The sequence below is a fragment of the Kosakonia sp. H02 genome (genome assembly GCA_030704225.1).
Lineage (GTDB): Bacteria > Pseudomonadota > Gammaproteobacteria > Enterobacterales > Enterobacteriaceae > Kosakonia.
Window position 1 is genome coordinate 535,601 of sequence record CP131915.1, and the last position, 26,601, is coordinate 562,201.

Here is a 26,601-nt window from a genome sequence, read left to right on the forward strand (position 1 = left end):
GACGGGTAAACAAAATAAATCGCAATTCATTGATTAGCGTTATATCTCAGGACACAAAAGCGAAAATTGTCACGCAGGTCGTTTGCTAAGATTTAGGGATAACTACTGGACTCGTCGTTATTTTACGTGTCCCTTCTTTTGAGCAATGTAAGGGTGTCCTATGATCACGACTGACGGTAATGGCGCGGTCGCCTCGGTTGCGTACCGCACCAGTGAAGTTATCGCCATTTATCCGATTACCCCCAGTTCAACAATGGCGGAACAGGCGGATGCCTGGGCCGGAAATGGCCTGAAAAACGTCTGGGGCGATATTCCCCGCGTGGTGGAAATGCAGTCTGAAGCAGGCGCGATTGCCGCAGTGCACGGGGCGTTGCAGACCGGGGCGCTCTCTACATCCTTCACCTCATCGCAGGGTTTACTGCTGATGATCCCGACGCTGTATAAACTGGCCGGTCAGTTGATGCCGTTTGTGCTGCATGTCGCCGCCCGTACCGTTGCCACACATGCATTATCGATTTTTGGCGACCACTCCGATGTGATGGCCGTGCGCCAGACCGGGTGCGCCATGCTCTGCGCCGCAAGTGTGCAGGAAGCGCAGGACTTTGCACTGATTTCGCACATTGCCACCCTCAAAAGCCATGTGCCATTTATTCATTTCTTTGATGGTTTTCGCACCTCTCACGAAATTAACAAGATCGTTCCGCTATCGGATGACACCCTTCGCGCCCTGCTCCCACAGCAGGAAATTGATGACCATCGCGCCCGGGCGTTAAACCCGGAACACCCTGTTATTCGCGGCACATCAGCCAACCCGGATACTTATTTCCAGTCCCGGGAAGCCACCAACCCGTGGTACAACGCCGTTTACGACCATGTCGAAAAAGCGATGGATGATTTTGCCGCCGCCACTGGTCGACAATACAAGCCGTTTGAATACTACGGCCACCCCCAGGCAGATCGCGTCATTGTATTGATGGGTTCAGCCATCGGTACCTGCGAAGAAGTGGTCGATGAATTATTGACGCGCGGAGAAAAAGTCGGCGTGCTGAAAGTGCGTCTTTACCGCCCGTTTAGCGCCGCGCATCTGTTATCTGTGCTGCCGGAGAGTGCGCGTACTGTTGCGGTGCTCGATCGCACCAAAGAACCAGGCGCGCAGGCAGAACCGCTCTATCTCGATGTGATGACCGCCCTGGCGGAGGCCTTTAATAATGGTGAGCGCGAAACCCTACCGCGCGTGATTGGTGGCCGTTATGGTTTATCGTCTAAAGAGTTTGGTCCTGAATGTGTACTGGCCGTCTTCAACGAATTAAGCACTGCGAAGCCGAAACCGCGCTTCACTGTCGGCATTTATGATGACGTCACTCATCTGTCGCTGCCATTGCCGGAAAACACCCTGCCATCCCATGCCAGGCTTGAAGCGCTGTTTTACGGCCTGGGCAGCGACGGCAGCGTTTCTGCGACGAAAAACAATATCAAGATTATCGGTAACTCCACGCCGTGGTACGCGCAGGGCTACTTTGTCTATGACTCGAAAAAGGCCGGTGGCCTGACGGTCTCGCATTTACGCGTTAGCGAAAGGCCGATCAACTCCGCTTACCTGGTATCAAAAGCAGATTTTGTCGGCTGCCACCAATTGCAGTTTATCGATAAGTACCCGATGGCCGAACGCCTGAAACCGGGCGGGATTTTCCTGCTTAATACGCCCTACAGCCCCGATGAGGTCTGGGCGCGTTTGCCGCAGGAAGTACAGGCGGTGCTCAATCAGAAAAAAGCGCGCTTTTATGTGGTTAACGCAGCAAAAATTGCCCGGGAATGCGGCCTCGCGGCACGTATCAACACCGTTATGCAGATGGCGTTTTTCCATCTGACCGACATTTTGCCGGGCGACAGCGCGCTGATGGAATTACAAGGCGCGATTGCCAAAAGCTACAGCAGCAAAGGTCAGGAGCTGGTTGAGCGCAACTGGCAGGCATTAGCCATGGCGCGGGAATCATTATTTGAAGTGCCGTTAGAAGCCGTTAACGCTAATAGCGCCCATCGCCCGCCGGTGGTTTCCGACACCGCGCCAGATTTTGTTAAAACAGTCACCGCAGCCATGCTCGCCGGGCTTGGCGATGCGCTGCCAGTCTCTGCCCTGCCGCCGGACGGCACCTGGCCGGTGGGTACCACACGCTGGGAAAAACGCAATATTGCCGAAGCGATCCCCATCTGGAAGGAAGAGCTTTGTACCCAGTGTAACCACTGCGTTGCCGCCTGCCCGCACTCGGCGATCCGCGCGAAAGTGGTCTCGCCAGACGCCATGGAAAACGCGCCAGCCAGCCTGCATTCGCTGGATGTGAAATCCCGTGATATGCGCGGGCAAAAATATGTGCTTCAGGTCGCGCCGGAAGATTGCACCGGCTGTAACTTGTGCGTTGAAGTGTGCCCGGCAAAAGATCGGCAGAACCCGGATATCAAGGCCATCAACATGATGTCGCGCCTTGAGCATGTCGAAGAAGAGAAAGTGAATTATGACTTCTTCCTTAATCTCCCGGAGATCGACCGCAGCAAACTGGAACGTATCGACATCCGTACGTCGCAGCTGATCTCGCCCTTGTTTGAATATTCTGGTGCCTGTTCCGGCTGTGGTGAAACGCCGTATATCAAACTGCTGACGCAGTTGTATGGCGACCGGATGATGATTGCCAACGCTACCGGCTGTTCGTCAATTTATGGCGGTAACCTGCCCTCCACGCCTTACACCACCGATGCCAACGGTCGCGGCCCGGCGTGGGCGAACTCGCTGTTTGAAGATAACGCCGAGTTTGGTCTTGGCTTTCGCCTGAGCGTCGATCAACACCGCCTGCGCGTGATGCGCCTGGTGGATCAATTTGCCGATCGTATTCCGGCAGAACTGAATGCCGCGCTGCGTACTGATGCCACACCGGAAGCCCGCCGCGGACAGGTTGCTGAGTTGCGCAAACACCTGTCAAATGTCGACGGTGCGCAGCAGTTGCTGACCGATGCCGATGCGCTGGTCGAGAAATCAATCTGGCTGATTGGCGGCGATGGTTGGGCCTACGACATTGGTTTTGGCGGGCTGGATCATGTGATGAGCCTGACCGAGAACGTCAATATTCTGGTGCTCGATACCCAGTGCTATTCCAACACTGGCGGCCAGGCGTCGAAAGCCACTCCGCTTGGTGCAGTGACCAAGTTTGGTGAACATGGCAAACGCAAAGCGCGTAAAGACCTCGGCGTCAGCATGATGATGTACGGCCATGTTTATGTGGCGCAGATTTCACTCGGTGCGCAGTTAAACCAGACGGTCAAAGCGATCCAGGAAGCGGAGGCTTATCCTGGCCCGTCGCTGATTATTGCCTACAGCCCTTGCGAGGAGCACGGTTACGATCTGGCGCTGAGCCACGACCAGATGCGCCAGCTCACCGCCACCGGTTTCTGGCCGCTCTATCGCTACGATCCGCGTCGTGAAGCGGAAGGTAAAATCCCGCTGGCGCTGGATTCCCGCCCGCCCTCTGATGCACTGGCCGAAACATTGCTCAATGAGCAGCGCTTCCGTCGCCTGAATGCGCAGCAGCCGGACGTGGCTGAGCAGTTATGGAAGGATGCCGCTGCGGATCTGCAAAAACGCTATGACTTCCTGGCGCAACTGGCAGGCAAAGCCGAAAAAAGTGCAACAGAGTGAATAAACGCCACCGGTTTCTACGCCGGTGGCGTTTTTAAGGCACGGATTTCGCATGACAACCTCCGCTGAGCTGACTAATAATCAAATGTCACATCGGGCGGCAAGGAGCGAAATAGCATGCATCATCATTCCGTAAACTCTTCACGAATCGCATCCGTGGGTTATGACAACCGCAGTCGTACGCTCGAAATCTGTTTTCGCGACAAAAGCATCTACCAGTATCACGGCGTTCCTGAACGTGTCTTCTCGGTATTTCTGACTGTCGTTTCGAAGGGCCGCTTTTATGATGGCGTGGTGAAAGGTAAATACCCGGAAAAGCGCGTAGTGTGATTGGCGGGTATTGAGATAAATACCTGCCTCCGGTGTAAATCATTGCTACAATCCAGCGCTAATAGCGTATGTCTGTCAGCGGAGTGCGTGCCGTTGGCGCTAAAAACCCGAGTTGAGCCTTTTTCATGTCGCAAAATCAAGAAATTAGCAAAAAAGAACAGTACAACCTGAACAAATTACAAAAGCGTCTTCGCCGTAATGTGGGCGAAGCCATTGCCGACTTCAATATGATTGAAGAAGGCGATCGCATTATGGTGTGTCTGTCTGGTGGCAAAGATAGCTACACGATGCTGGAAATTCTGCGCAATTTGCAGCAGAGCGCACCGGTTAACTTTTCGCTGGTAGCGGTGAATCTCGATCAGAAACAACCTGGTTTCCCGGAGCATATTCTGCCGCAGTACCTGGAAAACCTTGGCGTCGAGTACAAAATCGTTGAAGAGAATACTTACGGCATCGTCAAAGAGAAGATCCCGGAAGGTAAAACCACCTGCTCTCTTTGCTCTCGCCTGCGTCGCGGCATTCTGTATCGCACCGCAACGGAACTCGGTGCCACCAAAATCGCCCTTGGTCACCATCGCGATGACATCCTGCAAACGCTGTTTCTGAATATGTTCTACGGCGGGAAAATGAAAGGTATGCCGCCGAAACTGATGAGTGATGACGGCAAACATATTGTCATTCGCCCGCTGGCTTACTGCCGCGAGAAAGATATCGAGCGTTTCTCTGAGGCGAAAGGTTTCCCGATTATTCCGTGTAACCTGTGCGGTTCGCAGCCGAATCTACAGCGTCAGGTGATTGCCGATATGCTGCGCGACTGGGATAAACGCTACCCTGGGCGTATCGAAACGATGTTCAGCGCGATGCAAAACGTAGTGCCTTCGCACCTGAGCGATATCAATTTGTTCGACTTTAAAGGCATCACCCACGGTTCTGAAGTGGTGGACGGCGGCGATCTGGCGTTTGATCGCGAAGCGATCCCATTGCAGCCTGCGGGCTGGCAGCCGGAAGACGATGACGCGCAGCTCGATGAACTGCGCCTGAATGTTATTGAAGTGAAATGATAGTAAGCCTCTCTGGCGACCCGTCAGAGAGGCCTGTTTTATTTCAACAACCGCACACGACAAGCTTTGCCTTTAATCTTCCCGTTTTGCAGTTGTTTCCACGCCTGGCGCGCCACGCTCTGGCGCACCGCAACATAGACATGCGCCGGGTGAACGGTGATTTTACCGATATCCGCGCCATCAAGCCCCATATCCCCGGTTAACGCGCCAAGCACATCGCCCGGACGCATTTTGGCTTTTTTGCCGCCATCGATGCAGAGCGTGACCATTTCCGCTTCCAGCGGCACGATTTTGACGTTAGCCGGCGCGTTAAGCCAGTTGAGCTTCAGTTGCAGCATTTCCGATAAAATGTTGGCCCGCTGCGCCTCTTCCGGTGCGCAAAGGCTGATCGCCAGACCGCTATTACCGGCACGCGCGGTGCGCCCGATGCGATGGACATGCACTTCCGGATCCCACGCCAGCTCGTAGTTCACCACCAGTTCCAGTGATTTAATATCCAGGCCGCGCGCCGCCACGTCGGTTGCAACCAGCACGCGGGCGCTGCCGTTGGCAAAACGCACCAGGGTTTGATCGCGATCGCGCTGCTCAAGGTCGCCATGTAATGCCAGCGCCTCCTGTCCTGCGGCATTCAGCGCGTCGCACACTTCCTGGCAATCTTTTTTGGTATTGCAAAACACCACACAGGATGCCGGACGGTGTTCGCTCAACAACTTTTGCAAGAGTGCGGTTTTGCCGTGACGAGAAACTTCAAAGAACTGCTGTTCTACGGCGGGCAGATCGTCAACGGTGTCGATTTCGATGGTTTCTGGGTTACGTTGCACGCGCCCGCTGATAGCGGCAATCGCTTCCGGCCAGGTCGCGGAAAAAAGCAGGGTCTGGCGTGAGGCGGGTGCGAAGCGAATCACTTCATCAATCGCATCGCTGAACCCCATATCGAGCATGCGGTCGGCTTCATCCATCACCAGCGTTTGCAACGAATCCAGCGTGACGGTGCCTTTTTGCAGGTGATCAAGCAGACGCCCCGGTGTGGCGACAATAATGTGTGGCGCATGTTGTAAGGAGTCGCGCTGCGCGCCGAACGGTTGCCCACCGCACAGGGTCAGCACTTTGATATTCGGCATAAAACGCGCCAGCCGACGCAGCTCACTGGCAACCTGATCCGCCAGTTCGCGGGTCGGGCACAGAATCAACGACTGGGTTTCAAAACGGCTGGCATCAATGTGTTGTAGCAACCCCAGTCCAAACGCCGCTGTTTTGCCGCTGCCGGTTTTGGCCTGCACGCGAACATCTTTCCCGGCAAGGATCGCGGGAAGTGCGGCGGCCTGCACGGGCGTCATGGTGAGATAGCCCAGTTCGTTAAGGTTGTCGATCTGGGCGGCGGGCAGCGTGTTCAATGTCGAAAAAGCGGTCACAATAGAGTCTCGCGATAAAGGGCTTAGGTTCAGCAGGCGCGTATCCTCTCAGATCTGCCCTTTCAACGCGACAATTTAATCGGTTCTTCGTCCGGCGGCGGGTCCGGTAGCGGCTGCGGTTTAGGATTAGGATGCGGGTCGGGAATGGGCATCGGATCATCCGGTAGCGGATCGGGCGGCAGAGAATAAGCCGGGCTAAGCAAGGTAAGATAAGCCATGGTGAACTCCACATTGAGCTGGGGGTTACTTTAAAGGTAGAAGTTCATGGCGCAGAGGCAAAAAAAAAAGCCGACTCATTAAGTCGGCGTCGTACGAATCAATTGTGCTATGCAGTAATTCAAAAAAGGAAGTAAGACAATATGGAGCGCAACGCCCATCGCTTGACGTTGCATTCACCTGCGAGATGAATATTGCCCTGATTGGGTATCCTTTTTATTGACCTCGCTCAAGTTATCTGGTGTTTTTATGTTCAATTTTTGTTAAAAAAGTGAAATTTTACAGCCATTTACTGCGATGCAACCACCAGGTAACACCGCCGATCAACACCGCCAACATCACACAGAACAATGCAAAACCTAAATGCCAGCCGCCGCCGGGGATCCCGCCCAGGTTGACGCCAAATAATCCGGTCAAAAAGGTGCTGGGCAGAAAAACCATCGCCATCAACGACATAGTGTAAGTGCGTCGTGCCAGCGACTCCTGCATCACCTGGGTGATTTCATCGGTCATTACCCCAGTACGTGCAATACAGGAATCAATTTCATCCAGCCCGCGACCAAGACGATCGGCGATGTCCTGCATCCGACGGCGCTGGTCGTCATTCATCCACGGCAAACGCTCACTGGCCAGCCGGGCAAACACATCACGTTGCGGAGCCATATAACGCCGCATCACAATTAATTGCTTACGCAGCAAGGCCAGAATGCCGCGCGCTGGGATCTGCTGATCCAACAAATCATCTTCAAGATCGATAATCCGGTCATGCAGCGATTCGATAAATTCATTAGCGTGATCGGTCAGCGAATCGCAAACATCCACCAGCCAACTGCCGCAATCTGCCGGACCGGAGTCATTTTCCAGCTCGCTGACCACATCATCCAGCGCCAGGACTTTTCGCTGCCGCGTCGAGACAATCATGCGCTCGTCCATATAGACGCGCACGGCAACCAGCTGATCCGGGCGTTCATCGGTGCTGCCATTAATACAGCGCAGCGTAATTAATGTCCCCTCGCCCAGGCGATTCACTCTGGGTCGCGTACTTTCCCCGGCGAGCGCATTGCGCACGCTATTGGGTAAAACAGGCGTGGTTTCCAGCCACTGGGCGCTCTCCTGATTGGTGTAATTCAGATGTACCCAGCAGGGTGTGCGCGCCGTGATCTCATCGCTCTCTTCCAGCGGTTTCACTCCGCCTTTACCGTCGAGCAGCCACGCGAAAACCGCGTCCGGCACTTTCACATCGACTCCTTTAATTGCTTCCACTGCGCCTCCGCAATCAGCATGGTGTTGCTGTCAGTCTAGCCCTATCAATGCGTTAAGCAATCATCACGCTGAATTCGCTAACAAATTTAAGCACAATGCAAAAAAATAAGGCCCGGTTTCCCGGGCCTTGTCTGTTTTGCTGCGCAATCAGAATGAGTGCCTGAAATTTTCCTGTTTGCCCGTGAACGGCGCAGCCAGTGGCGTGAGGCGTGTGCCGGGCTGCGTAGCGGCTAAGGGACTTACACTCTTCGCCAGATGGAATTTGCTGGTACGCCGTTGCAGCTCCTCTACCTGGTTTTTCAGAATGTCGGAGGAGCCAGCCAGCTCATCAACCATGCTGACGTTACTTTGTGTCACCTGTTCCAGCTCTGCCAGCGCAAGGGTGATCTGCGCGATGCCCTTCTCTTGCTGTAATGTGGTGACCGCGATTTCATCCATCAACTTGCTGACCACGCTCGCGCCTGAGACGATCTCCTGCATGTTTTGTTCCGCTTCACTTACTACGGTCGCCCCCTGGGTGACGTTGTCTGTCGTTACGGTGATAAGCGATTTGATATTTTTCGCCGCTTCAGCGCTGCGATGCGCAAGGCTCCGCACTTCCCCGGCAACCACGGAGAAACCTTTCCCGTGATCGCCCGCGCGCGCCGCTTCCACCGCCGCGTTAAGCGCCAGGATATTCGTCTGGAAAGCAATGCCATCAATGATGGATATAATCTCTCCCATTTGTTCGGCGCAGTCGGTAATGGATTGCATATTTTTCGCGACCTGGCCCATTAACACCCCGCCCCGCGATGCGAATTGGGTCGCATCTTTGGCGCGCGTGCTGGCCAGACGCGTGTTGTCGGCGTTGTTTTTAGTGCTGGAGGCCATCTCTTCCATGCTGGACGCGGTTTGCACCAGCGCGGCGGATTGCTCTTCTGTTTTGACAGAAAGATCGGCGCTACGTGAGGCTAACTGGCCGGAAAGCTCCAGCGCAGTATCGGAAGAGGAGCGGATCTCGTTTACCAGCGTGGCGATGCTGGCGGATAAAGCATTAATGCCAGGAATTAACCGACCGGCACAGTTATTGCCAAATTCAGGAATAACAATAGAAAGATTGCCTGCCGTAACCTGCTCAATACTTTTTTTAACCGTATTAATTGGCGTCACCAGATACCGCGTCATATATATCCACATAAGTGTCAGAGAAATAACAGAAACGACACTGGTTGCAGCAAATAAAATTATGTTTTTTGAAACAACGATCACTATCAAATCCAGGACAACGAATGAGGCAAGCAAATATAAAATAATAAAGGTTCGTACACTGATATTTTTTAACATGATGAGACTCGCCAGAACAGCGGGAAACGATAGCTTTGTTATAGCATTGAAAATTCGCTTTTTCACGGCTAAATTGATGCAGCACTATGTTTGCCTTTAAAATCCTGAAGTTTCATTTAAGTTGGTATTATGCAGAACTATCCAGGCGGAATAGCGCAGTTAAATGGTGTAATAAACTAAGAACTGACATTTAAGCATGGGAATATATCATATAAGGATGCTATTTATTAATCAGATTCGCAGCTAATCTACATTAACGATTCAGTCTGGCTTAATCATTATTATTTTACTAAAGTTCTGTTATTTACTGCCGATAAGTAAATGCTTAAACACAGCGCGATTATTATTTACTTGTTCGCGAGCGAGCAGCAATAAAATAACAGGCGCTGCTCACTTTTTATAAAGCCAGCATAACGCCTGATGTTATCGCCAGAATGTCGCGACGTTTAGTGGATGCCCAACCGCCAGGCAAAATCAATTTCTTCTTTCAATTCGCTGTGCGACAGCGTAAGCAAATCTTCAAACTCGAGGCTGAGTTGTTTGAGTTTTTTTAAGTATTCGGCCGGAGTAAGCGCACTTTTGTCCCGTCGCAGATATTCAATTGCCAGTTGGGTCGGGTTTAGTTCAGTCTCCATAACATCCTCTTGTGTGGTTAAATCCTGACCACTATAGCACAAAAAGCTGTGTGTTTTTTGTGCTCATCGCAAAGAGGTGCGGCTTCGTCTCCTTTTTTCCTCCATTGTCCCTGCACATTCCTTAAGTAAAATTCACGTACTCCTGCTCAGACAGGAACCATTCCGTAATCAATGAGTTTCCCCTTACTTCCCGTGATGTAAGGGGATTTTTTTGTCAGTGTTTCAGGATATAGAGCGTGCGGCTGTAAGCGACATCTTCCGGGTTGTTGATCGGATAGCCTTTCAGCCACGGCTTAATCAAGCGGCCATTGGTGTACTGATAGATCGGCGCAATCGGCGCTTTCTCGGCAATAATGTGTTCCGCTTCGTTATAGTCCGCGTTGCGTGCTTTCGCCGTCGATTCCAGCGCCGCCTGGTTCATTACCTTGTCATACGCCGCATTGCTAAAACGCGGGATGTTGCTGCTGCTGGAAGACGTTAACACCGATAAAAACGTTGACGGTTCATTGTAATCCCCCACCCACGAGGCGCGGATCACGTCAAAATTGCCGCTGTTGCGGCTGTCGATATATGTTTTCCACTCCTGGTTTTGCAACTTCACCTCTGCACCCAGGTTCTTTTTCCACATCGACGCCACGGCAATCGCGATTTTCTGGTGGTTTTCGGAAGAGTTATACAACAGCGTCAGTTTCAACGGGCGCTGCGGGCCGTAACCCGCCGCCTGCAACAAGGTTTTTGCCTGCGCGTTCAGCTCCGCCTGGCTCATCTGTTCAATTTGTGAAGGCTGCGGCGTAAACCCGGCGGTCACATCCGGTGTAAAGCGCCAGACCGGTTTCTCACCGGTGCCTAACACTTTTTCGGCAATAACCCGCCGGTCAATGGTCATACTCAGCGCCAGACGTACGCGGGCATCAGCCGTCGGTCCTTTTTGCGTATTAAAGGCGTAGTAATAGGTGCCAAGCTGCGGCGGCGTATAGACCTGGCCGGGAATATCTTTCTTCAATTTTTGATAAAGATTTTTCGGGAAAGATTCGGTGATATCCACACCATTTGCCAGATAGCGTTTGGTAGCGGCAGATTCCTGGTTGATCGGTACAAACGTCACCTTCTGAATCACCGTTTTGCCGTCGTCCCAGTACTGTTTATTGCGATCGAGCACCAGTTTTTCATTCACCACCCGGTCCGTCAGCACATACGCGCCGTTACCCACCAGATTGCCCGGACGCGTCCATTCTGCGCCACTTTCCGCATTCTTTTTTTGTACCGGATAGAAGGCAAAACTGGCGGCCAGGCTGGGGAACCACGGCAACGGCCTGTCGAGTTGCACGCGCAAGGTTCGCGCATCCACCGCGCTGATGCCCAGTTTATCTGGCGGCATTTTCCCTTCGGTGATGTTCTTCGCATTGCTGACACCCGCCAGCGCGGCAAAACCCGAGAAAGGCGACGTGGTTTTCGGATCGACCAACCGCTGCCAGCTATAGACAAAATCCTGCGCCGTGACCGGTGTGCCATCGGACCATTTTGCATTGTTGCGCAGGGTAAATGTCCAGACGCGGTTGTCGCTGCTTTGCCATTTTTCTGCCACGCCGGGGACAATTTCGCCCTTCTCATTTTGGTTAACCAGCCCTTCGAAGAGATCGCGGATCACCTGAATTTCTGGCAGCCCGACGGCTTTGGCCGGATCCAGCGTCGCCGGTTCGTCTTTAATGTGCCGCACAACTTCCTGTTTGTCCGCCAGTTGAGTACCCGGTGGCACATCCGCCGCAAAGGCGGCTGTTGATAAACCGCACAACCAGAGCGCGCAGCTCAACTTTGAAATTCGATGCTTCATGGGATCCCCTTATGATGTGCCACGTCCCGGTAAAAGATGAGGTAATTATTTGTTTTAACACTAAGGAATGCAAATTCATGCACGTGGAAAATGATTTGCGTCGCACCGTTTTATACTCAACACTTGCTGTAAGCACACCAGAACCGGAAAAAAACCATGACTGTCACACGTCCACGCGCGCTACGGGGCGTTTTTGCCCACGGGAGTGAAGAGTTTGGCCGCTCACTGTTAGGCGCGCCGCTGATTTGGTTCCCGGCCCCGCTCGCCACGCACCAAAGCGGGTTGATCATCGCTGGTACGCATGGGGATGAAAATGCGGCGGTTGTCACGCTCTCCTGCGCCTTGCGCACGCTCGCCCCGGATCTGCGCCATCATCATGTGGTGTTAGCGGTCAACCCGGATGGCTGCCAGCTTGGTTTACGCGCGAATGCGAACGGCGTCGATCTCAATCGCAACTTTCCGGCGGCGAACTGGAAGTCCGGCGACACGGTTTATCGCTGGAACAGTGCTGCGGAAGAACGCGATGTGGTATTGCAAACCGGCGATGCGCCAGGTTCGGAGCCGGAAACTCAGGCGTTGTGTCAGCTGATTCACCGTATTCATCCGGCATGGGTAGTGACGTTTCATGATCCGCTGGCCTGTGTGGAAGACCCGCGTGAAAGCGCCCTCGGAAAGTGGTTATCAGACGGCTTTTCCCTGCCGCTGGTGACCAGCGTTGGTTACGAGACACCGGGTTCGTTCGGTAGCTGGTGTGCAGATATCAACCTGCACTGTATTACCGTTGAGTTCCCGCCGGTCTCGTCTGATGCAGCCAGTGAAAAATACCTGGCCGCAATGACTTCCCTGCTGCACTGGGATCCTCAAAGATGAAGTGTGCCGGTGGAATAGCGTAACGCGGGCTCGACATCCACCGCCAGCCAGGTCGGGCCATCCAGATCGGCAAAACGCACGCCATTAACCAGAGGCAACGCCGCCGCGATGGCTCTGGATGTACAGATCATGCAGCCGAGCATTAATGAAAACCCCTGCGCTGATGCCTCCTGAGCCAGCGCCAGCGCCTCGGTCAGGCCGCCGGTTTTATCCAGCTTGATATTGACCATCTCGTAGCGCCCATGCAGAGATTTCAGGCTTTCCCGCGTGTGGCAACTCTCATCGGCACAAATCGGCAAGGGGTGAATAAAGTTCGCCAGCATCGCATCGTCGTTGGCAGGCAGCGGCTGTTCCAGCATCGCCACGCCCAAATCCGCCAGCAACTGACAGCGCGCGGCCAGCCCTTCGCTGCGCCACGCTTCGTTAGCATCCACAATCAGTGTCGCCCCGGGAGCCGCCGCGCGGATCGCGACCAGCCGTTCGCTTATCAGATGATCGTCGAGCTTAATCTTCAGCAGTTTCGCGCCCTTTTCACTTAACGCTGCCGCGCTGGCCGCCATCTGTTCCGGGGTGCCGATAACCACGGTCTGTGCGGTGGTCACGCTTGTTGGGAGTTCAACGCCGGTGTATTGCGCCAGAGTGCGTTGCGCTTTTCGCGCCGCCAGATCCCATAATGCACAATCCACCGCGTTACGCGCCGCGCCAGGCGGTAACAGGGTTTGCAACTCTTCCCGGTTGAGGCCGTTTTGCAGTTGCGGCACTATCGTCATGATTTGCGCCATTACGGAGGCTTCACTTTCACCATAGCGCGGATACGGCGTGCATTCGCCAGACGCTTTAATCCCGTCTTCTTCCAGCTCGACCACGACCACTCTTGCTTCACTGCGGGCACCGCGCGATATCACAAACGGTGTATGCAGCGGCCATGTTTCCTCATAAACGTTGACGTTTCTCATGCTCGCTCCTCTGACGGAATGTAAACCAGTATAGATACGAAAATAGGTTTGCCGTGATCTCCGCCGGTGTCATACACTAGCGCCGACGTTAACTATATGTAAACAGGAAGATAATATGTCACAACTCGTTCATTTTCAGGGCAACCCGGTTCCGGTTGCAGGCGCTATTTTGCAGGTGGGTACAAAAGCGAAGCCGTTTACGCTGGTGGCGAAAGATCTCTCTGATGTGGCGCTGAGCCAGTTCGCCGGGAAACGCAAAGTACTGAACATTTTCCCGAGCATTGATACCGGTGTTTGCGCAGCATCCGTGCGTAAATTCAACCAACTGGCGACCGAAATGAACAACACCGTGGTGCTGTGTATTTCCGCCGATCTGCCGTTTGCGCAATCCCGTTTTTGTGGCGCGGAAGGTCTGAGCAACGTCATCACCCTTTCTACGCTGCGTAACGCGGATTTCCTTGATAACTACGGTGTAGGGATTTCTGACGGCGCGCTGAAAGGCCTGGCGGCTCGCGCTGTGGTGGTGATTGATGAAAACGACAATGTTGTCTTCAGCCAGTTGGTGAACGAGATCACCAACGAGCCGGATTACACGGCAGCGCTGGAAGCATTGAAAGGTTGATAAAATGTAGGCCGGAAGGCGCCAGCCGCCCTCCGGCAACACGTTACTCTTCGCTCTTCTTCTGGCTTAAACCATATTCCCGCAGCTTGTTGGCAATCGCGGTGTGCGACACGCCCAGGCGCTTCGCAAGTTTACGCGTGCTGGGGTAATTTCGATAAAGCTGCGTCAAAACCGAACGCTCAAAACGGCTGGTGATGTCGTCCAGCGAACCTTCCATGGCATCGTCACCCACCGACACGGTCGCGGCATCGTAATCCGGCAACTGAATATCCTGCGCCCGCAATTCATAACCTTCCAGCTGCGTTAACGCGCGATAAATGGCGTTCTTCAACTGCCGCACATTTCCCGGCCAGCTATAACGCGTCAGCAAATGATGGAGATCCTGCGACAGTTTCGGGCGCGGTACGCCCTGCTCATCGGCAAAACGGGCAACAAACAGTTCCGTCAGCGGCATGATGTCCTGCGGACGGTCACGCAGCGGCGGCAGATTTAACGTCAACACATTCAGGCGATAATAGAGATCTTCGCGGAACAGACCTTTTTGAACCAGTTCGACCAGGTTTCGCTGCGTGGCGCAAATCACCCGTACATCAACATGTACTTCATGATCTTCACCCACGCGGCGGAATGTACCGTCGTTAAGGAAACGCAATAATTTCACCTGCATGCGCGGCGACATTTCGCCGATCTCATCCAGCAACACCGAGCCGCCATTCGCCTGCTCGAAAAAGCCTTTTTTACCTTCCGGCGCATGGCCGAAAAGTTCGCTTTCCACCGACTCTTCCGGGATAGAGGCGCAGTTCAGCGCCAGATACGGTTTTGCCGCGCGCGGGCTGGCAAGATGGCAGGCATGGGCCAGCAAATCTTTGCCGGTTCCGGTATCGCCGGTGATTAATAACGGCGCAGTCAGCGTCGCCAGTTTGCGCGCTTGCTCAACCAGCTGGCGCATTTTCGGGCTGATGGCGACAATCTGACTGAACGCACTGACATCCTGCTGGCTGATATTTTGCAACTGGCGGCCCATCCGTGCGGTCGAGCGCAGCATCACCACCGCGCCGGTCAACACCGGTTCACCGCTTTCCCCCTCCAGGTGCACCGGCGTGATTTCCATCAGGAAATTTTGCCCGCCGATAACCAGGTGTTCGTTATGGGAGTGTCGCGGGTTGCCATCCAGCCAGCGCTGGAAGTTGAAACCGGTAATCAATTGAATGGCGTTGTGGTTACGCAGCTTGTCGAGATGCAGGCCGAAAAGCTGACAGCTCGCCGGGTTCGCCAGCTCAATTTTGCTTTTCATATCCAGAGAGAGCACCGGCTCCGGCAACGCTTCCAGCAGCGCACTCATGGCGCGATGCTCACGTTCGGAGGGCATCCACAGCACCGTGCGGACATCGGTAACGCCCGGAATGCGGCGGATTTCGGCCATCAGGCTGCTGAAGGTGTTAAATTCCAGCGCGGCGAAATTGAGGTAGATACGTCCGACAGGGTCAATCTCTATTCCACGTAAATCGATACCGCGCAGTACCAGCAAATCCAGTAATTCACGTGTCAGGCCAAGCCTGTCTTCACAAAAAACTTCGAGGCGCATGGGAATCTTCACCCTTTATTCATTCACGTTATGAAAGAATAATATGCCACTTCCCGGCTGGCAGGAAGGTATCTGTCAACAAATATTGACAGTGTGGCGAAAAAAGCGGCGCAGCGCTGTAAAGGTAAGCACGCAACGCCGCTTTTTCAGCCACCGGCTTGAGAAGATTTCCCTTTCTGTAGCGTCTCTTTCACTTGAGCGATTAATTGACGACGGAAATCCCCCAGCCGGGGTTTGTCATCCTCCAGCCAGGGCAGTGGTCGGCACAGCTCCATGGCTTTAATCCCCAAACGGGCGGTCAATAACCCGGCGCCAATGCCCTGCGCCGCACGGGCTGAAAGTCGCGCCGCCAGATCTTGCGACATCCAGTCCATACCGATTTCGCGCACCAGTTCACTGGCCCCGGCAAACGCGATATTCAGCAGCACCAGCCGGAACAGGCGTAAGCGGCTGTAATACCCCAGTTCAATGCCGTACAGCGTGGCGATGCGGTTAATCAGACGCAGATTGCGCCAGGCGATAAATGCCATATCAACCATTGCCAGCGGGCTGACGGCTATCATCAGCGTTGATTCCGCCGCCGATCGGCTGATCTCGCGCCGCGCCTGCGCATCCAGTACCGGCTGTACCAGGTGGGCATATAAGCTCACGATTTCGCGATCGCTCTGGGTTTCGTGAATGGCAGCGTACCAGCGTTGCAGCGCCGGATGGGATTTATCGATCCCCGCCTGCTGCGCCAGTTTTTCGCAAAATGCCCGTCCTTTGCCCGTACCGTGGCTGTGCAAAAGGTCGCGCGCTTCATCGCGTTCCTGCGCACGCTGGCGTAAGCGCCACAGCCGCCGCCACTCGCTGGCAACAGATCCAACACCCGCGCCGATAATGAGCGCGCCAGCAGCACATCCATCGAGGGCGACCCAATCCTGCGTCTGCCAGGCATTTATCGTCCACTGTACGCCCTGGCCCACCACGCTAAGGCCAAACAGCGCCAGCCCGGCGGTCACCATGTTGCGCCACAGGCTGCGTTTTGGGCGCAGCGCGGCGTCCACTACCGCTTCGGCCGGGCCGTCATCCGGCAAGGCATCTACGCTAACCGGAGCGAATTGATCGGCCTGCAATTCATCAAAGGTTTGTGCCTGTTTGTACTGCTCGGGGTGTTGCACATCCAGCGGCCCGGCGAAATCGATGCGCGGTTTTAACGGCTCGGTCATCGCAATTTATCTCCTATTAAAAACTCCAGCGCGGCGTCCAGACGAATGTGCGGCAGCGGTGAATCGACATCCATCACCTGCGGGCGAAAGGCCTCAAAGCTGAACCCTTGTTTGTCCCAGAACGCCTGGCCCGGCAGGCGCGCCGGTACTTCGCCAGGATAAAAGGTTAACGGCGAACCGTCACTTAATCGGTGACCGCGTAACGCCGGAATTTTTTCGCCATTCACCTCTATCAGCCCACTTTGTGTCGCCTGAATGGATGCCAACCCAAGGCAATCCATGCTGATACCTTCAAACGCGGCATTTTGCCAGGCGTCCTGAATCAGCTGTTGCAGCAGCGAGACCATATTGGCGTGTTGATCGACGGTAATGTGATCCGCTTTGGTCGCGGCAAACAGCAGCTTGTCGATAACCGGCGAGAACAGGCGGCGAAACAGCGTTCGTTGCCCGTAGTGAAAACTCTGCATCAATTGCGTCAGCGCCAGGCGCATATCATTGAAAGCTTGCGGGCCGTTATTCAGCGGTTGCAGGCAGTCGACCAGCACAATCTGACGATCAAACTTTAAGAAGTGATTTTTATAAAAGCCTTTAACGACGTGGTCGCAATAGTAATGGTAGCGCTCGCGCAGCATCCCGGCGTTGGTGTGTTTACCTGCCTGGGCCAGCTTTGCTTCGCCGGTGCCGTCGACATCCGGCCACGGGAAAAATTGCAGCGCTGGCGCGCCCGCCAGATCGCCCGGCAAAACAAAACGCCCCGGCTGAATAAAATGCAGCCCTTCGTGTTTGCATTGGTGCAGGTAGTCCGTCCAGGCAGCGGCAATGTCCGCCAGACGGTTTTCATCGGCGGGCGCCAGCGGATCAAGCCCGGCGCACAGCGCGCGCCATTTTTCCGACCAGGCTTTACGCGGCCCTTGCAACAGCCCCGTCATCTGCCGTGACCAGCTCAGGTAATCCTGCGCCAGCATGGGCAAATCCAGCAGCCATTCACCGGGGTAATCGACAATTTCTAGATAGAGCGTGGAGGTCTCTTTGAAGTGGCGCAGCAGCGAGTCTTTGGCGCGAAAGCGCAGCGCCAGGCGGATTTCGCTGACGCCGCGCGTCGGCGTCGGCCACACCGGTGGCGTACCGTAGAGCTGTGCCAGCCCTTCATCATAAGTAAAACGGGGAATGCCGAAATCACGCTGCGGGACGCGTTTAACGCCCAGCAAGCGCTCTTCGCGCACTGCGCTGAGCAGCGGCAGGCGCGATCCGGTATGAATATTGAGGAGTTGATTGACCAGTACGGTAATAAATGCGGTTTTCCCGCTGCGGCTGAGGCCGGTCACCGCAAGACGTAAATGCCTGTCCATGCCGCGGTTGACCAGCGCGTTCAGTTCGTTTCGAAATCGATCCATCGCCATGCGTATGCGCCCTGAAGTCCGGAAGTGTCAAACAGTGTACGAGATGTGGGCGGCTACGTAATTATCAACGCCTGATATTGTCAGGCTTTTTGTTGAAGCGGCGGGAGACTTTATTCGCCGCCCGTTTCAGTAACGGTTCCAGCGCAAAGGCCAGCAGCAGTTTGACCGGTCGACGGGCAACGGATTTCACCGCCCAGCCCGCCACACCCGCCGGGCCGTAGCGCAGCGCGGTCAGCAACACCAGTTTTCCGGCAATCTTCAGGCCGGGTTTAACGTTGCGGTTTACCTGTTGCCAGTGTCGATTCATGGTTTACCTCTTAAAGCTGACGAAAACGGCTACGCAGCGAGAACGTATCGGATGTGACATAACGCTCCATCTGCCGCAGGCGTGATTCTCCGGCGGCAAGTTGGGCGTCTACGGCATCCAGTAGCTCGCTGCTGCTGGGTGGCACTTCACCTTCAGTGTAGTTTTCCGGCAGCGGATCGAGCACAAAAAACAGCACGATATAGGCGGCAACCACAAAGAAAAACAGGCCGAAACACATCGCCAGTATGGCGAGGAGGCGTACCATTTTTACCTTGATATCAAGGTATTGTGCGATACCGGCACAGACGCCGCCCACTTTACCGCGCTGTGGGATACGCCATAATTTTTTATTCAGATTGAGGGTAGCCATCAGCGATCTCTCCAGTTCGGATGCTCTGCATCAAGAATATCTTCCAGCGCCTGAATGCGTTCACGCATCCTTGTTGCTTCGTCAGACAGTTGCAGCAACCGTTGCTGCTCGTTCTGGTTAAGCTCGCCGCGCGATGTGCGGTTGTTGTAGTGCAGCCATAACCAGACCGGCAAAACAAACAGGATGAAAAGTGTCAGGGGTATAGCCAGAAAAAGCGTGCTCATGTGTACTCCTTACAGGGATGACGTGCGGCATCTTCTGATGCCGCCGCTATTTATTATTGGTTGTCCTGTTTCATTCTGGCTTTCAGTTGCGCCAGTTGCTCGCTGATTTCATCATCCGCTTGCAGGTCGGCAAACTGCTGATCCAGCGATTTCTGTTTGCCAAAGCCATGGCTCTCGGCTTCCGCTTCCATCTGGTCGATACGACGCTCGAAAGATTCGAAACGTGCCATCGCTTCATCCATTTTGCCGCTGTCAAGCTGACGGCGAACATCGCGAGAAGAACTGGCCGCCTGGTGACGCAGCGTCAGCGCTTGCTGGCGAGCGCGGGTTTCACTGAGTTTATTCTCCAGCTCACCAATCTCTTTTTTCATGCGCGCCAGGCTTTCATCAACCAGCGTCACTTCCTGCTCCAGCGTGTCGATAAGCGCCGTCACTTTTTGTTTCTCAAGCAGCGCTGCCCGCGCCAGATCGTCTTTCTCTTTACGCAGCGCCAGTTCGGCTTTTTCCTGCCATTCGGCCTGCTGCGCGCTCGCCTGCTCAATACGGCGAGTCAGCTGTTTTTTCTCCGCCAGCGCGCGGGCTGAAGTCGAACGGACTTCGACCAGCGTGTCTTCCATCTCCTGGATCATCAGACGCACCAGTTTTTGTGGATCTTCTGCTTTTTCCAGCAGCGAGTTGATGTTGGCGTTCACGATGTCGGCAAAACGAGAAAAAATACCCATAATTCGTTCCTCTTGATTTCTGTAATCGGGCCAGGCCCTGCTGTCTGGTTATTACAAACTTCGTGCCAACTTTTTATATTATTGATTATAAAAGAGATGAATAATTTTACCGCAACGATAACTTAAGCTAGAGTGGTTAATATCACTAACAAGTGGCGAATTTAATCATGTCAGAACATAAAGAGAACTTGCTCGGCGAGGCCAACAGCTTTATAGAAGTGCTGGAACAGGTCTCGCGCCTGGCGCCGATTGATAAACCGGTATTGATTATTGGCGAGCGCGGGACCGGTAAAGAGCTGATTGCTAACCGTTTGCACTATCTCTCTTCCCGGTGGCAGGGGCCGTTTATATCCCTTAATTGCGCGGCGCTGAATGAAAATCTGCTCGACACGGAACTGTTCGGTCATGAAGCCGGGGCGTTTACCGGCGCGCAAAAACGCCACCCTGGCCGCTTTGAACGGGCCGATGGCGGGACGCTATTTCTCGATGAACTGGCGACGGCGCCGATGCTGGTGCAGGAAAAGCTGTTGCGCGTCATTGAATATGGCGAGCTGGAGCGCGTCGGCGGCAGCCAGCCTTTGCAGGTGAATGTGCGGCTGGTGTGCGCTACCAATGCCGATTTACCGCAGATGGTGCTGGATGGCACGTTCCGCGCCGACCTACTTGACCGGCTGGCCTTTGATGTCGTGCTGTTACCCCCGCTGCGCCAGCGCCAGACTGACATTATGCTAATGGCCGATCACTTCGCTATTCAGATGTGCCGCGAATTACACCTGCCGCTGTTTCCCGGTTTTACGGAACAGGCTCGCGATGTGCTGATGAACTATTCCTGGCCGGGCAATATCCGCGAATTAAAAAATGTGGTTGAGCGCTCGGTGTATCGCCACGGTAGCAGTGAAACGCCGCTTGAGAACATTATTCTCGATCCGTTTCAGCGCGATGCGCCTGCCAAAGCGCAGCGCGAACCGGCAAATGCGACGACTCCATCACTGCCGCTTAATCTGCGCCAGTTCCAGTTTGATCAGGAAAAAGTGCTGCTGCAAAGCAGCCTGCAACAGGCAAAATTCAACCAGAAACGGGCGGCGGAACTGTTGGGTTTAACCTATCACCAGTTGCGGGCGCTGCTTAAAAAGCACCAAATCAGTTGAAATCGCCGACAATAGCAGCAGTCGTTAGCAGACTTTTGTACGAAGCCCAGGTAAGTGCGATACACTTTGCACATCAATTTAAACTCGTTGAAAAACTCATGCGTCTGGTTTTCTCTTCCCTGCTACTCGCTGCAAGCCTTGCCCAGGCTGCTCCTCTGCCCGCACCGACGGATATCCGTGAAAGCGGTTTTGTTTATTGCGTTAACGGCCAGGTGAGCACCTTTAACCCACAAAAAGCCAGCAGCGGGCTGATTGTCGATACCCTGGCGGCGCAGCTTTATGACCGCCTGCTGGATGTCGATCCCTACACCTACCGGCTGGTGCCGGAGCTGGCGGAAAGCTGGGAGGTGCTGGATAACGGCGCAACGTACCGCTTTCGCCTGCGCGATGGCGTTAATTTTCAGCGCACCGCGTGGTTTACGCCCCACCGCACACTGAATGCCGATGATGTGGTGTTTACCTTCCAGCGCATTTTCGACCGTAACCACCCGTGGCATAACGTTAATGGCAGCAACTTCCCCTATTTTGACAGCCTGCAATTTGCCGATTCCGTCGACAGCGTGCGTAAGCTGGATAACCGCACCATTGAGTTTCGCCTGAAGAAACCGGATGCGTCGTTTTTATGGCATCTCGCCACTCACTATGCCTCGGTGATGTCGGCGGAATATGCCGCAGAGCTGGCGAAAGTCGATAAACAGGAACTGCTCGATCGCCAGCCGGTTGGCACCGGGCCTTATCAACTGGATGAATACAGCGCCGGACAGTACATTCGGTTACAGCGTCACGAAAAATTCTGGCGCGGTAGGCCCTTGATGCAGCAAGTGGTTGTTGATTTGGGTTCAGGTGGCACAGGCCGTTTATCAAAATTGTTAACCGGAGAATGCGATGTGCTGGCCTGGCCCGCCGCCAGCCAGCTGACGATCCTGCGTGATGACCCACGTTTGCGCCTGACGCTGCGCCCGGGGATGAACATCGCCTATCTGGCGTTTAATACCAACAAACCACCGCTGAATAACCCTGAAGTTCGCCACGCGCTGGCGCTGTCGATCAATAACCAGCGGCTGATGCAATCAATTTATTACGGCACCGCAGAAACGGCGGCCTCTATTCTGCCGCGCGCGTCATGGGCCTATGACAACGAAGCGAAAATTACCGAATACAATCCCGAAAAAGCACGCGACCGCCTGAAAGCGCTGGGGCTGGAAAACCTGACGCTGCAATTATGGGTGCCGACCAGTTCTCAGCCGTGGAACCCCAGCCCGCTGAAAACCGCCGAGCTTATCCAGGCGGATATGGCGCAGGTCGGGGTTAAAGTGATGATCGTGCCGGTGGAAGGCCGTTTCCAGGAAGCGCGGTTGATGGACATGAATCACGATTTAACCCTGACTGGCTGGGCGACGGACAGTAACGACCCGGACAGTTTCTTTCGCCCAATGCTCAGTTGCGCCGCCATTAATTCACAGACCAATTTTGCCCATTGGTGCCATCGTGAGTTCGACGATGTGCTGCGAAAAGCGCTGGCCTCACAACAGCTTGCCTCGCGCATTGATGATTATGACGACGCGCAGCAGATCCTCGCCCGTGAATTGCCAGTATTACCGCTGGCCTCTTCTCTGCGCTTGCAGGCGTACCGTTACGATATTAAAGGTCTGGTGCTTAGCCCGTTTGGCAGCGCCTCTTTTGCCGGTGTCTCGCGAGAGAAACAAGAGGTATCACCGCCATGATTATCTTTACCTTGCGCCGTTTGCTGCTGCTTCTGGTGACGCTCTTTTTGCTGACGTTTGTCGGCTTTAGCCTGAGCTATTTTACGCCCCATGCGCCGTTACAGGGCGCGACGCTGTGGAATGCCTGGGTGTTCTGGTTTAACGGCGTGCTGCACTGGGATTTTGGTGTTTCCAGCATTAACGGGCAGTTAATTTCCGAGCAGCTTAAACAGGTGTTCCCGGCGACCATGGAGCTGTGCATCCTGGCGTTTGGCTCTGCGCTGCTGGTCGGCATTCCGGTGGGGATGCTGGCAGGTGTGATGCGCGGCAAATGGCAGGACAAATTGATCAGCGCCGTCGCGCTACTCGGTTTTTCAATTCCGGTTTTCTGGCTGGCGCTGTTGCTGACACTGTTTTTTTCGCTGGATCTCGGCTGGTTGCCGGTTTCCGGGCGTTTTGACCTGCTGTATGAAGTGAAAACCGTCACCGGTTTTTCGTTGATTGACGCCTGGCTTTCGGATTCGCCGTGGCGCGAAGAGATGATAATAAGCGCCCTGCGCCATGTCGTGCTGCCGGTGCTGACGCTGGCGGTTGCGCCGACCACCGAAGTTATCCGCCTGATGCGTATCAGCACGATTGATGTTTTCGACAAAAATTATATTAAAGCGGCGGCAACCCGCGGGCTTTCGCGCTTCACTATCTTGCGTCGCCATGTATTACATAACGCGCTGCCGCCGGTGATCCCACGCCTGGGGTTGCAATTCTCCACCATGCTGACGCTGGCAATGATCACCGAAATGGTCTTTAGCTGGCCAGGGCTTGGGCGCTGGTTGATTAACGCCATCCGCCAGCAGGATTACGCGGCGATTTCTGCCGGTGTGATGGTCATCGGTTCGTTGGTCATTATTATCAACGTGCTGTCCGATATCCTGGGTGCGCTGGCGAACCCATTGAAACATAAGGAATGGTATGCCTTACGATAGCGTCTATAGCGAAAAACGCTCGCCCGGCGCGCTGCGAAACGCGTGGCGTAAGTTCTATGGCGATACCACCGCGATGATCGGCCTGTATGGCTGCGGGGCGTTGCTGCTCCTGTGCGTGTTTGGCCACTGGATTGCCCCCTACGGCATTGACCAACAGTTCCTCGGCTATCAGCTTTTACCGCCGTCCTGGTCGCGCTACGGCGATGTGTCGTTTTTCCTCGGCACGGACGATCTCGGGCGCGATGTGCTAAGCCGCCTGCTGAGCGGCGCGGCCCCCACCGTGGGCGGTGCGTTTGTCGTCACGCTGGCGGCAACGCTGTGCGGCCTGGCGCTTGGAGTGTTTGCGGGAGCCACGCATGGCCTGCGCTCGGCGGTGCTGAATCATATTCTCGATACGTTATTGTCGTTACCGACGCTGTTGCTGGCGATTATTGTCGTGGCCTTTGCCGGGCCACATCTGTCGCACGCCATGTTTGCGGTCTGGCTGGCGCTGCTGCCGCGCATGGTGCGCTCGGTTTACAGCCTGGTGCATGATGAGCTGGAAAAAGAGTATGTGGTGGCCGCCCGCCTTGATGGTGCATCAACCCTGAATATTCTGTGGTTCGCCATTCTGCCGAACATTACCGCTGGCATGGTGACAGAAATTACCCGCGCGTTATCGATGGCGATTCTGGATATCGCCGCGCTGGGTTTTCTCGACCTTGGCGCGCAGCTTCCCTCCCCGGAATGGGGCGCAATGCTGGGCGACGCGCTGGAGCTGATTTATGTCGCGCCGTGGACGGTGATGTTACCGGGCGCGGCGATTATGATAAGTGTTTTACTGGTTAACGTGCTGGGCGATGGGATCCGCCGCGCAATTACGGCGGGGGTGGAATAATGCCGCTTCTTGATATTCGTAATCTGACGATTGAAGTAAAAACCGGTGAAAACTGGGTGAAAGCGGTCGATCGTGTCAGCCTGACGCTGGCAGAGGGCGAAATTCGCGGGTTAGTTGGCGAATCAGGCTCAGGCAAGAGTTTGATTGCGAAAGCAATCTGTGGCGTCACCAAGGATAACTGGCGCGTCACGGCGGACAGGATGCGTTTCAATGATATCGACCTGCTGCGCCTGTCCGCCCGCGAGCGGCGCAAACTGCTCGGCCATAACGTGTCGATGATTTTCCAGGAGCCACAATCCTGTCTCGATCCTTCCGAGCGGGTCGGCAAACAACTGATGCAGAACATCCCCGGCTGGACCTGGAAAGGAAACTGGTGGCAGCGCTTCGGCTGGCGGAAACGCCGCGCCATCGAATTGCTGCATAGGGTGGGTATCAAAGATCATAAAGACGCGATGCGCAGTTTTCCCTATGAACTGACGGAAGGTGAATGCCAGAAAGTGATGATTGCCATCGCGCTGGCAAACCAGCCGCGTCTGTTGATTGCCGATGAGCCGACCAACGCTATGGAGCCGACTACCCAGGCGCAGATTTTCCGCCTGCTCGACCGGCTTAATCAGAACAACAACACCACCATTATTTTGATCAGCCATGACTTACAAATGCTGAGCAAATGGGCGGATCGCATCAACGTGATGTACTGCGGTCAGACGGTGGAAACCGCGCCGAGCGAAGATTTGATCAGTACGCCGCATCATCCGTATACACAGGCGCTCATTCGCGCTATTCCGGATTTTGGCAGCGCGATGCCCCATAAAAGCCGGCTTAATACCCTGCCCGGCGCGATTCCTTTGCTGGAGCAATTGCCGATTGGTTGCCGTCTGGGGCCGCGCTGCCCTTACGCGCAGCGTAAATGCATTGAAACGCCACGGCTTGCAGGGCCGCGAAATCACCTGTTTGCCTGCCATTTCCCGCTGAATATGGAGAGTGAGTGAGATGGTCGAAACCTTGCTTGAAGTGCGCAATCTGAGCAAAACCTTCCGTTATCGCACCGGCTGGTTTCGCCGCCAGACGGTGGAAGCCGTAAAACCGCTCAGTTTTACCCTGCGCGAGCGGCAGACGCTGGCGATTATTGGTGAAAACGGTTCGGGGAAATCGACGCTGGCGAAAATGCTGGCGGGCATGGTCGAACCGACCGCCGGTGAGCTGGTGATTGACGATAAACCGCTGCACTACGGCGATTACACGTTTCGTAGCCAGCATATTCGCATGATTTTTCAGGATCCGACGACCTCGCTTAACCCGCGGCAGCGGCTATCGCAGATCCTCGATTTTCCGCTGCGTCTGAATACTGAACTGGAGCCGGAAGCCAGGCGCAAGCGCATTCTGGAGACGCTGCGCATGGTCGGGTTGCTGCCGGATCATGTCAGTTATTATCCACATATGCTGGCACCGGGGCAGAAGCAGCGTCTGGGGCTGGCGCGCGCGCTGATCCTGCGCCCGAAAGTAATTATTGCCGACGAAGCGCTGGCCTCGCTGGATATGTCGATGCGTTCGCAGTTAATTAATCTGATGCTGGAATTACAGGAAAAACAGGGTATCTCTTATATTTATGTCACCCAGCACATCGGCATGATGAAACATATCAGCGATCAGGTTCTGGTCATGCATCAGGGTGAAGTGGTGGAGCGCGGCAGTACCGCCGATGTGCTCGCCTCTCCGCTGCATGATTTAACAAAACGTTTAATTGCCGGGCACTTTGGCGAGGCGTTAACCGCCGATGCCTGGCGAAAAGACCGCTGATTCAATAGTTTCAGTGGTCGGATTAACTGATCCGGTGACTCATGATAGAATCGCCGCGTTTTAACGACGA

At 54.6% G+C, this 26,601-nt stretch carries 25 protein-coding genes; 11 read left to right on the forward strand and 14 right to left on the reverse strand.

Features of this window, described 5'->3' with window-relative positions; all coding sequences use genetic code 11:
• The first annotated feature begins 160 nt into the window (after positions 1–160).
• The 3 genes from nifJ to ttcA all read left to right on the forward strand — a co-directional run bounded on the left by nifJ (position 161) and on the right by ttcA (position 5,076).
• On the forward strand, positions 161–3,685 hold the full coding sequence (nifJ, locus tag Q5705_02550; GenBank protein ID WLI77466.1) for a pyruvate:ferredoxin (flavodoxin) oxidoreductase: 3,525 nt from the start codon (positions 161–163) through the stop codon (positions 3,683–3,685).
• A 117-nt stretch (positions 3,686–3,802) separates the two neighbouring features.
• Positions 3,803–4,015, forward strand: coding sequence for a KTSC domain-containing protein (locus Q5705_02555; protein WLI77467.1), 213 nt, complete (start codon positions 3,803–3,805; stop codon positions 4,013–4,015).
• A gap of 125 nt (positions 4,016–4,140) precedes the next feature.
• On the forward strand, positions 4,141–5,076 hold the full coding sequence (gene ttcA, locus Q5705_02560) for a tRNA 2-thiocytidine(32) synthetase TtcA (protein WLI77468.1): 936 nt from the start codon (positions 4,141–4,143) through the stop codon (positions 5,074–5,076).
• 38 nt (positions 5,077–5,114) lie between these two features.
• On the opposite strand, the gene dbpA is transcribed toward ttcA, so the two are convergent.
• From dbpA to Q5705_02590, 6 genes are all read right to left on the reverse strand, one after another.
• The gene (gene dbpA / locus Q5705_02565) at positions 5,115–6,488 is read right to left on the reverse strand and encodes an ATP-dependent RNA helicase DbpA (GenBank protein ID WLI77469.1); all 1,374 of its coding nucleotides are present in this window, start codon (positions 6,486–6,488) and stop codon (positions 5,115–5,117) included.
• Positions 6,489–6,550: 62 nt separating this feature from the next.
• The gene (locus Q5705_02570) at positions 6,551–6,706 is read right to left on the reverse strand and encodes a hypothetical protein (protein ID WLI77470.1); all 156 of its coding nucleotides are present in this window, start codon (positions 6,704–6,706) and stop codon (positions 6,551–6,553) included.
• 277 nt (positions 6,707–6,983) lie between these two features.
• Complete coding sequence (gene zntB / locus Q5705_02575; GenBank protein ID WLI77471.1) at positions 6,984–7,967, reverse strand: zinc transporter ZntB; 984 nt, start codon at positions 7,965–7,967, stop codon at positions 6,984–6,986.
• Positions 7,968–8,114: 147 nt separating this feature from the next.
• On the reverse strand, positions 8,115–9,290 hold the full coding sequence (locus tag Q5705_02580; GenBank protein ID WLI77472.1) for a methyl-accepting chemotaxis protein: 1,176 nt from the start codon (positions 9,288–9,290) through the stop codon (positions 8,115–8,117).
• A gap of 446 nt (positions 9,291–9,736) precedes the next feature.
• Positions 9,737–9,925 (reverse strand): YdiH family protein, encoded by a 189-nt coding sequence (locus tag Q5705_02585; GenBank protein WLI77473.1) that lies wholly within the window; start codon positions 9,923–9,925, stop codon positions 9,737–9,739.
• A 214-nt stretch (positions 9,926–10,139) separates the two neighbouring features.
• On the reverse strand, positions 10,140–11,756 hold the full coding sequence (locus Q5705_02590; GenBank protein ID WLI77474.1) for a peptide ABC transporter substrate-binding protein: 1,617 nt from the start codon (positions 11,754–11,756) through the stop codon (positions 10,140–10,142).
• A gap of 156 nt (positions 11,757–11,912) precedes the next feature.
• Here Q5705_02590 and mpaA point away from each other — a divergent pair, with 156 nt between their 5' ends.
• Positions 11,913–12,626, forward strand: a complete 714-nt coding sequence (gene mpaA, locus Q5705_02595) for a murein tripeptide amidase MpaA (protein WLI77475.1) — start codon at positions 11,913–11,915, stop codon at positions 12,624–12,626.
• On the opposite strand, the gene ycjG is transcribed toward mpaA, so the two are convergent.
• Positions 12,617–13,582 carry an L-Ala-D/L-Glu epimerase gene (ycjG, locus tag Q5705_02600; GenBank protein WLI77476.1) on the reverse strand — a complete coding sequence of 322 codons (966 nt, stop codon included), beginning with the start codon at positions 13,580–13,582 and terminating at the stop codon, positions 12,617–12,619. The two genes, mpaA and ycjG, sit on opposite strands and share 10 nt — an antisense overlap.
• A 115-nt stretch (positions 13,583–13,697) precedes the next feature.
• On the opposite strand from ycjG, the gene tpx reads away from it, so the two are divergent.
• The gene (gene tpx, locus Q5705_02605; GenBank protein WLI77477.1) at positions 13,698–14,204 is read left to right on the forward strand and encodes a thiol peroxidase; all 507 of its coding nucleotides are present in this window, start codon (positions 13,698–13,700) and stop codon (positions 14,202–14,204) included.
• A gap of 43 nt (positions 14,205–14,247) precedes the next feature.
• Here the strand turns inward: tpx and tyrR are convergent, their stop codons facing one another.
• From tyrR to pspA, 7 genes are all read right to left on the reverse strand, one after another.
• Positions 14,248–15,789, reverse strand: coding sequence for a transcriptional regulator TyrR (gene tyrR / locus Q5705_02610; GenBank protein ID WLI77478.1), 1,542 nt, complete (start codon positions 15,787–15,789; stop codon positions 14,248–14,250).
• Between the two features lie 146 nt (positions 15,790–15,935).
• A complete protein-coding gene (locus tag Q5705_02615) occupies positions 15,936–16,997 on the reverse strand; it encodes a YcjF family protein (GenBank protein WLI77479.1) in 1,062 nt (353 codons plus the stop codon).
• Entirely contained in the window at positions 16,994–18,391 is a 1,398-nt protein-coding gene (locus tag Q5705_02620) for a YcjX family protein (protein ID WLI78950.1), read from the reverse strand. The genes Q5705_02615 and Q5705_02620 overlap by 4 nt, the downstream gene beginning before the upstream one ends.
• 70 nt (positions 18,392–18,461) lie before the next feature.
• Entirely contained in the window at positions 18,462–18,704 is a 243-nt protein-coding gene (gene pspD / locus Q5705_02625; protein WLI77480.1) for a phage shock protein PspD, read from the reverse strand.
• Between the two features lie 10 nt (positions 18,705–18,714).
• Complete coding sequence (gene pspC / locus Q5705_02630) at positions 18,715–19,074, reverse strand: envelope stress response membrane protein PspC (protein WLI77481.1); 360 nt, start codon at positions 19,072–19,074, stop codon at positions 18,715–18,717.
• Positions 19,074–19,298, reverse strand: coding sequence for an envelope stress response membrane protein PspB (gene pspB, locus Q5705_02635; GenBank protein ID WLI77482.1), 225 nt, complete (start codon positions 19,296–19,298; stop codon positions 19,074–19,076). Before pspB ends, pspC begins: the two co-directional genes overlap by 1 nt.
• A gap of 53 nt (positions 19,299–19,351) precedes the next feature.
• Positions 19,352–20,020: a phage shock protein PspA gene (gene pspA / locus Q5705_02640; GenBank protein ID WLI77483.1), complete on the reverse strand. Its 669-nt coding sequence runs from the start codon at positions 20,018–20,020 to the stop codon at positions 19,352–19,354.
• A gap of 167 nt (positions 20,021–20,187) precedes the next feature.
• Between pspA and pspF the strand changes: the two genes are divergently transcribed.
• From pspF to sapF, 6 genes are all read left to right on the forward strand, one after another.
• Positions 20,188–21,168, forward strand: a complete 981-nt coding sequence (gene pspF / locus Q5705_02645; protein WLI77484.1) for a phage shock protein operon transcriptional activator — start codon at positions 20,188–20,190, stop codon at positions 21,166–21,168.
• A gap of 98 nt (positions 21,169–21,266) precedes the next feature.
• Positions 21,267–22,892, forward strand: a complete 1,626-nt coding sequence (gene sapA, locus Q5705_02650; GenBank protein ID WLI77485.1) for an ABC transporter substrate-binding protein SapA — start codon at positions 21,267–21,269, stop codon at positions 22,890–22,892.
• Complete coding sequence (sapB, locus tag Q5705_02655) at positions 22,889–23,854, forward strand: putrescine export ABC transporter permease SapB (protein WLI77486.1); 966 nt, start codon at positions 22,889–22,891, stop codon at positions 23,852–23,854. The genes sapA and sapB overlap by 4 nt, the downstream gene beginning before the upstream one ends.
• Positions 23,841–24,731 (forward strand): putrescine export ABC transporter permease SapC, encoded by an 891-nt coding sequence (gene sapC / locus Q5705_02660; GenBank protein ID WLI77487.1) that lies wholly within the window; start codon positions 23,841–23,843, stop codon positions 24,729–24,731. The genes sapB and sapC overlap by 14 nt, the downstream gene beginning before the upstream one ends.
• On the forward strand, positions 24,731–25,723 hold the full coding sequence (gene sapD, locus Q5705_02665; GenBank protein WLI77488.1) for a putrescine export ABC transporter ATP-binding protein SapD: 993 nt from the start codon (positions 24,731–24,733) through the stop codon (positions 25,721–25,723). Before sapC ends, sapD begins: the two co-directional genes overlap by 1 nt.
• A gap of 1 nt (position 25,724) precedes the next feature.
• Positions 25,725–26,531, forward strand: a complete 807-nt coding sequence (gene sapF, locus Q5705_02670; protein WLI77489.1) for a peptide ABC transporter ATP-binding protein SapF — start codon at positions 25,725–25,727, stop codon at positions 26,529–26,531.
• Positions 26,532–26,601 lie beyond the last annotated feature (70 nt).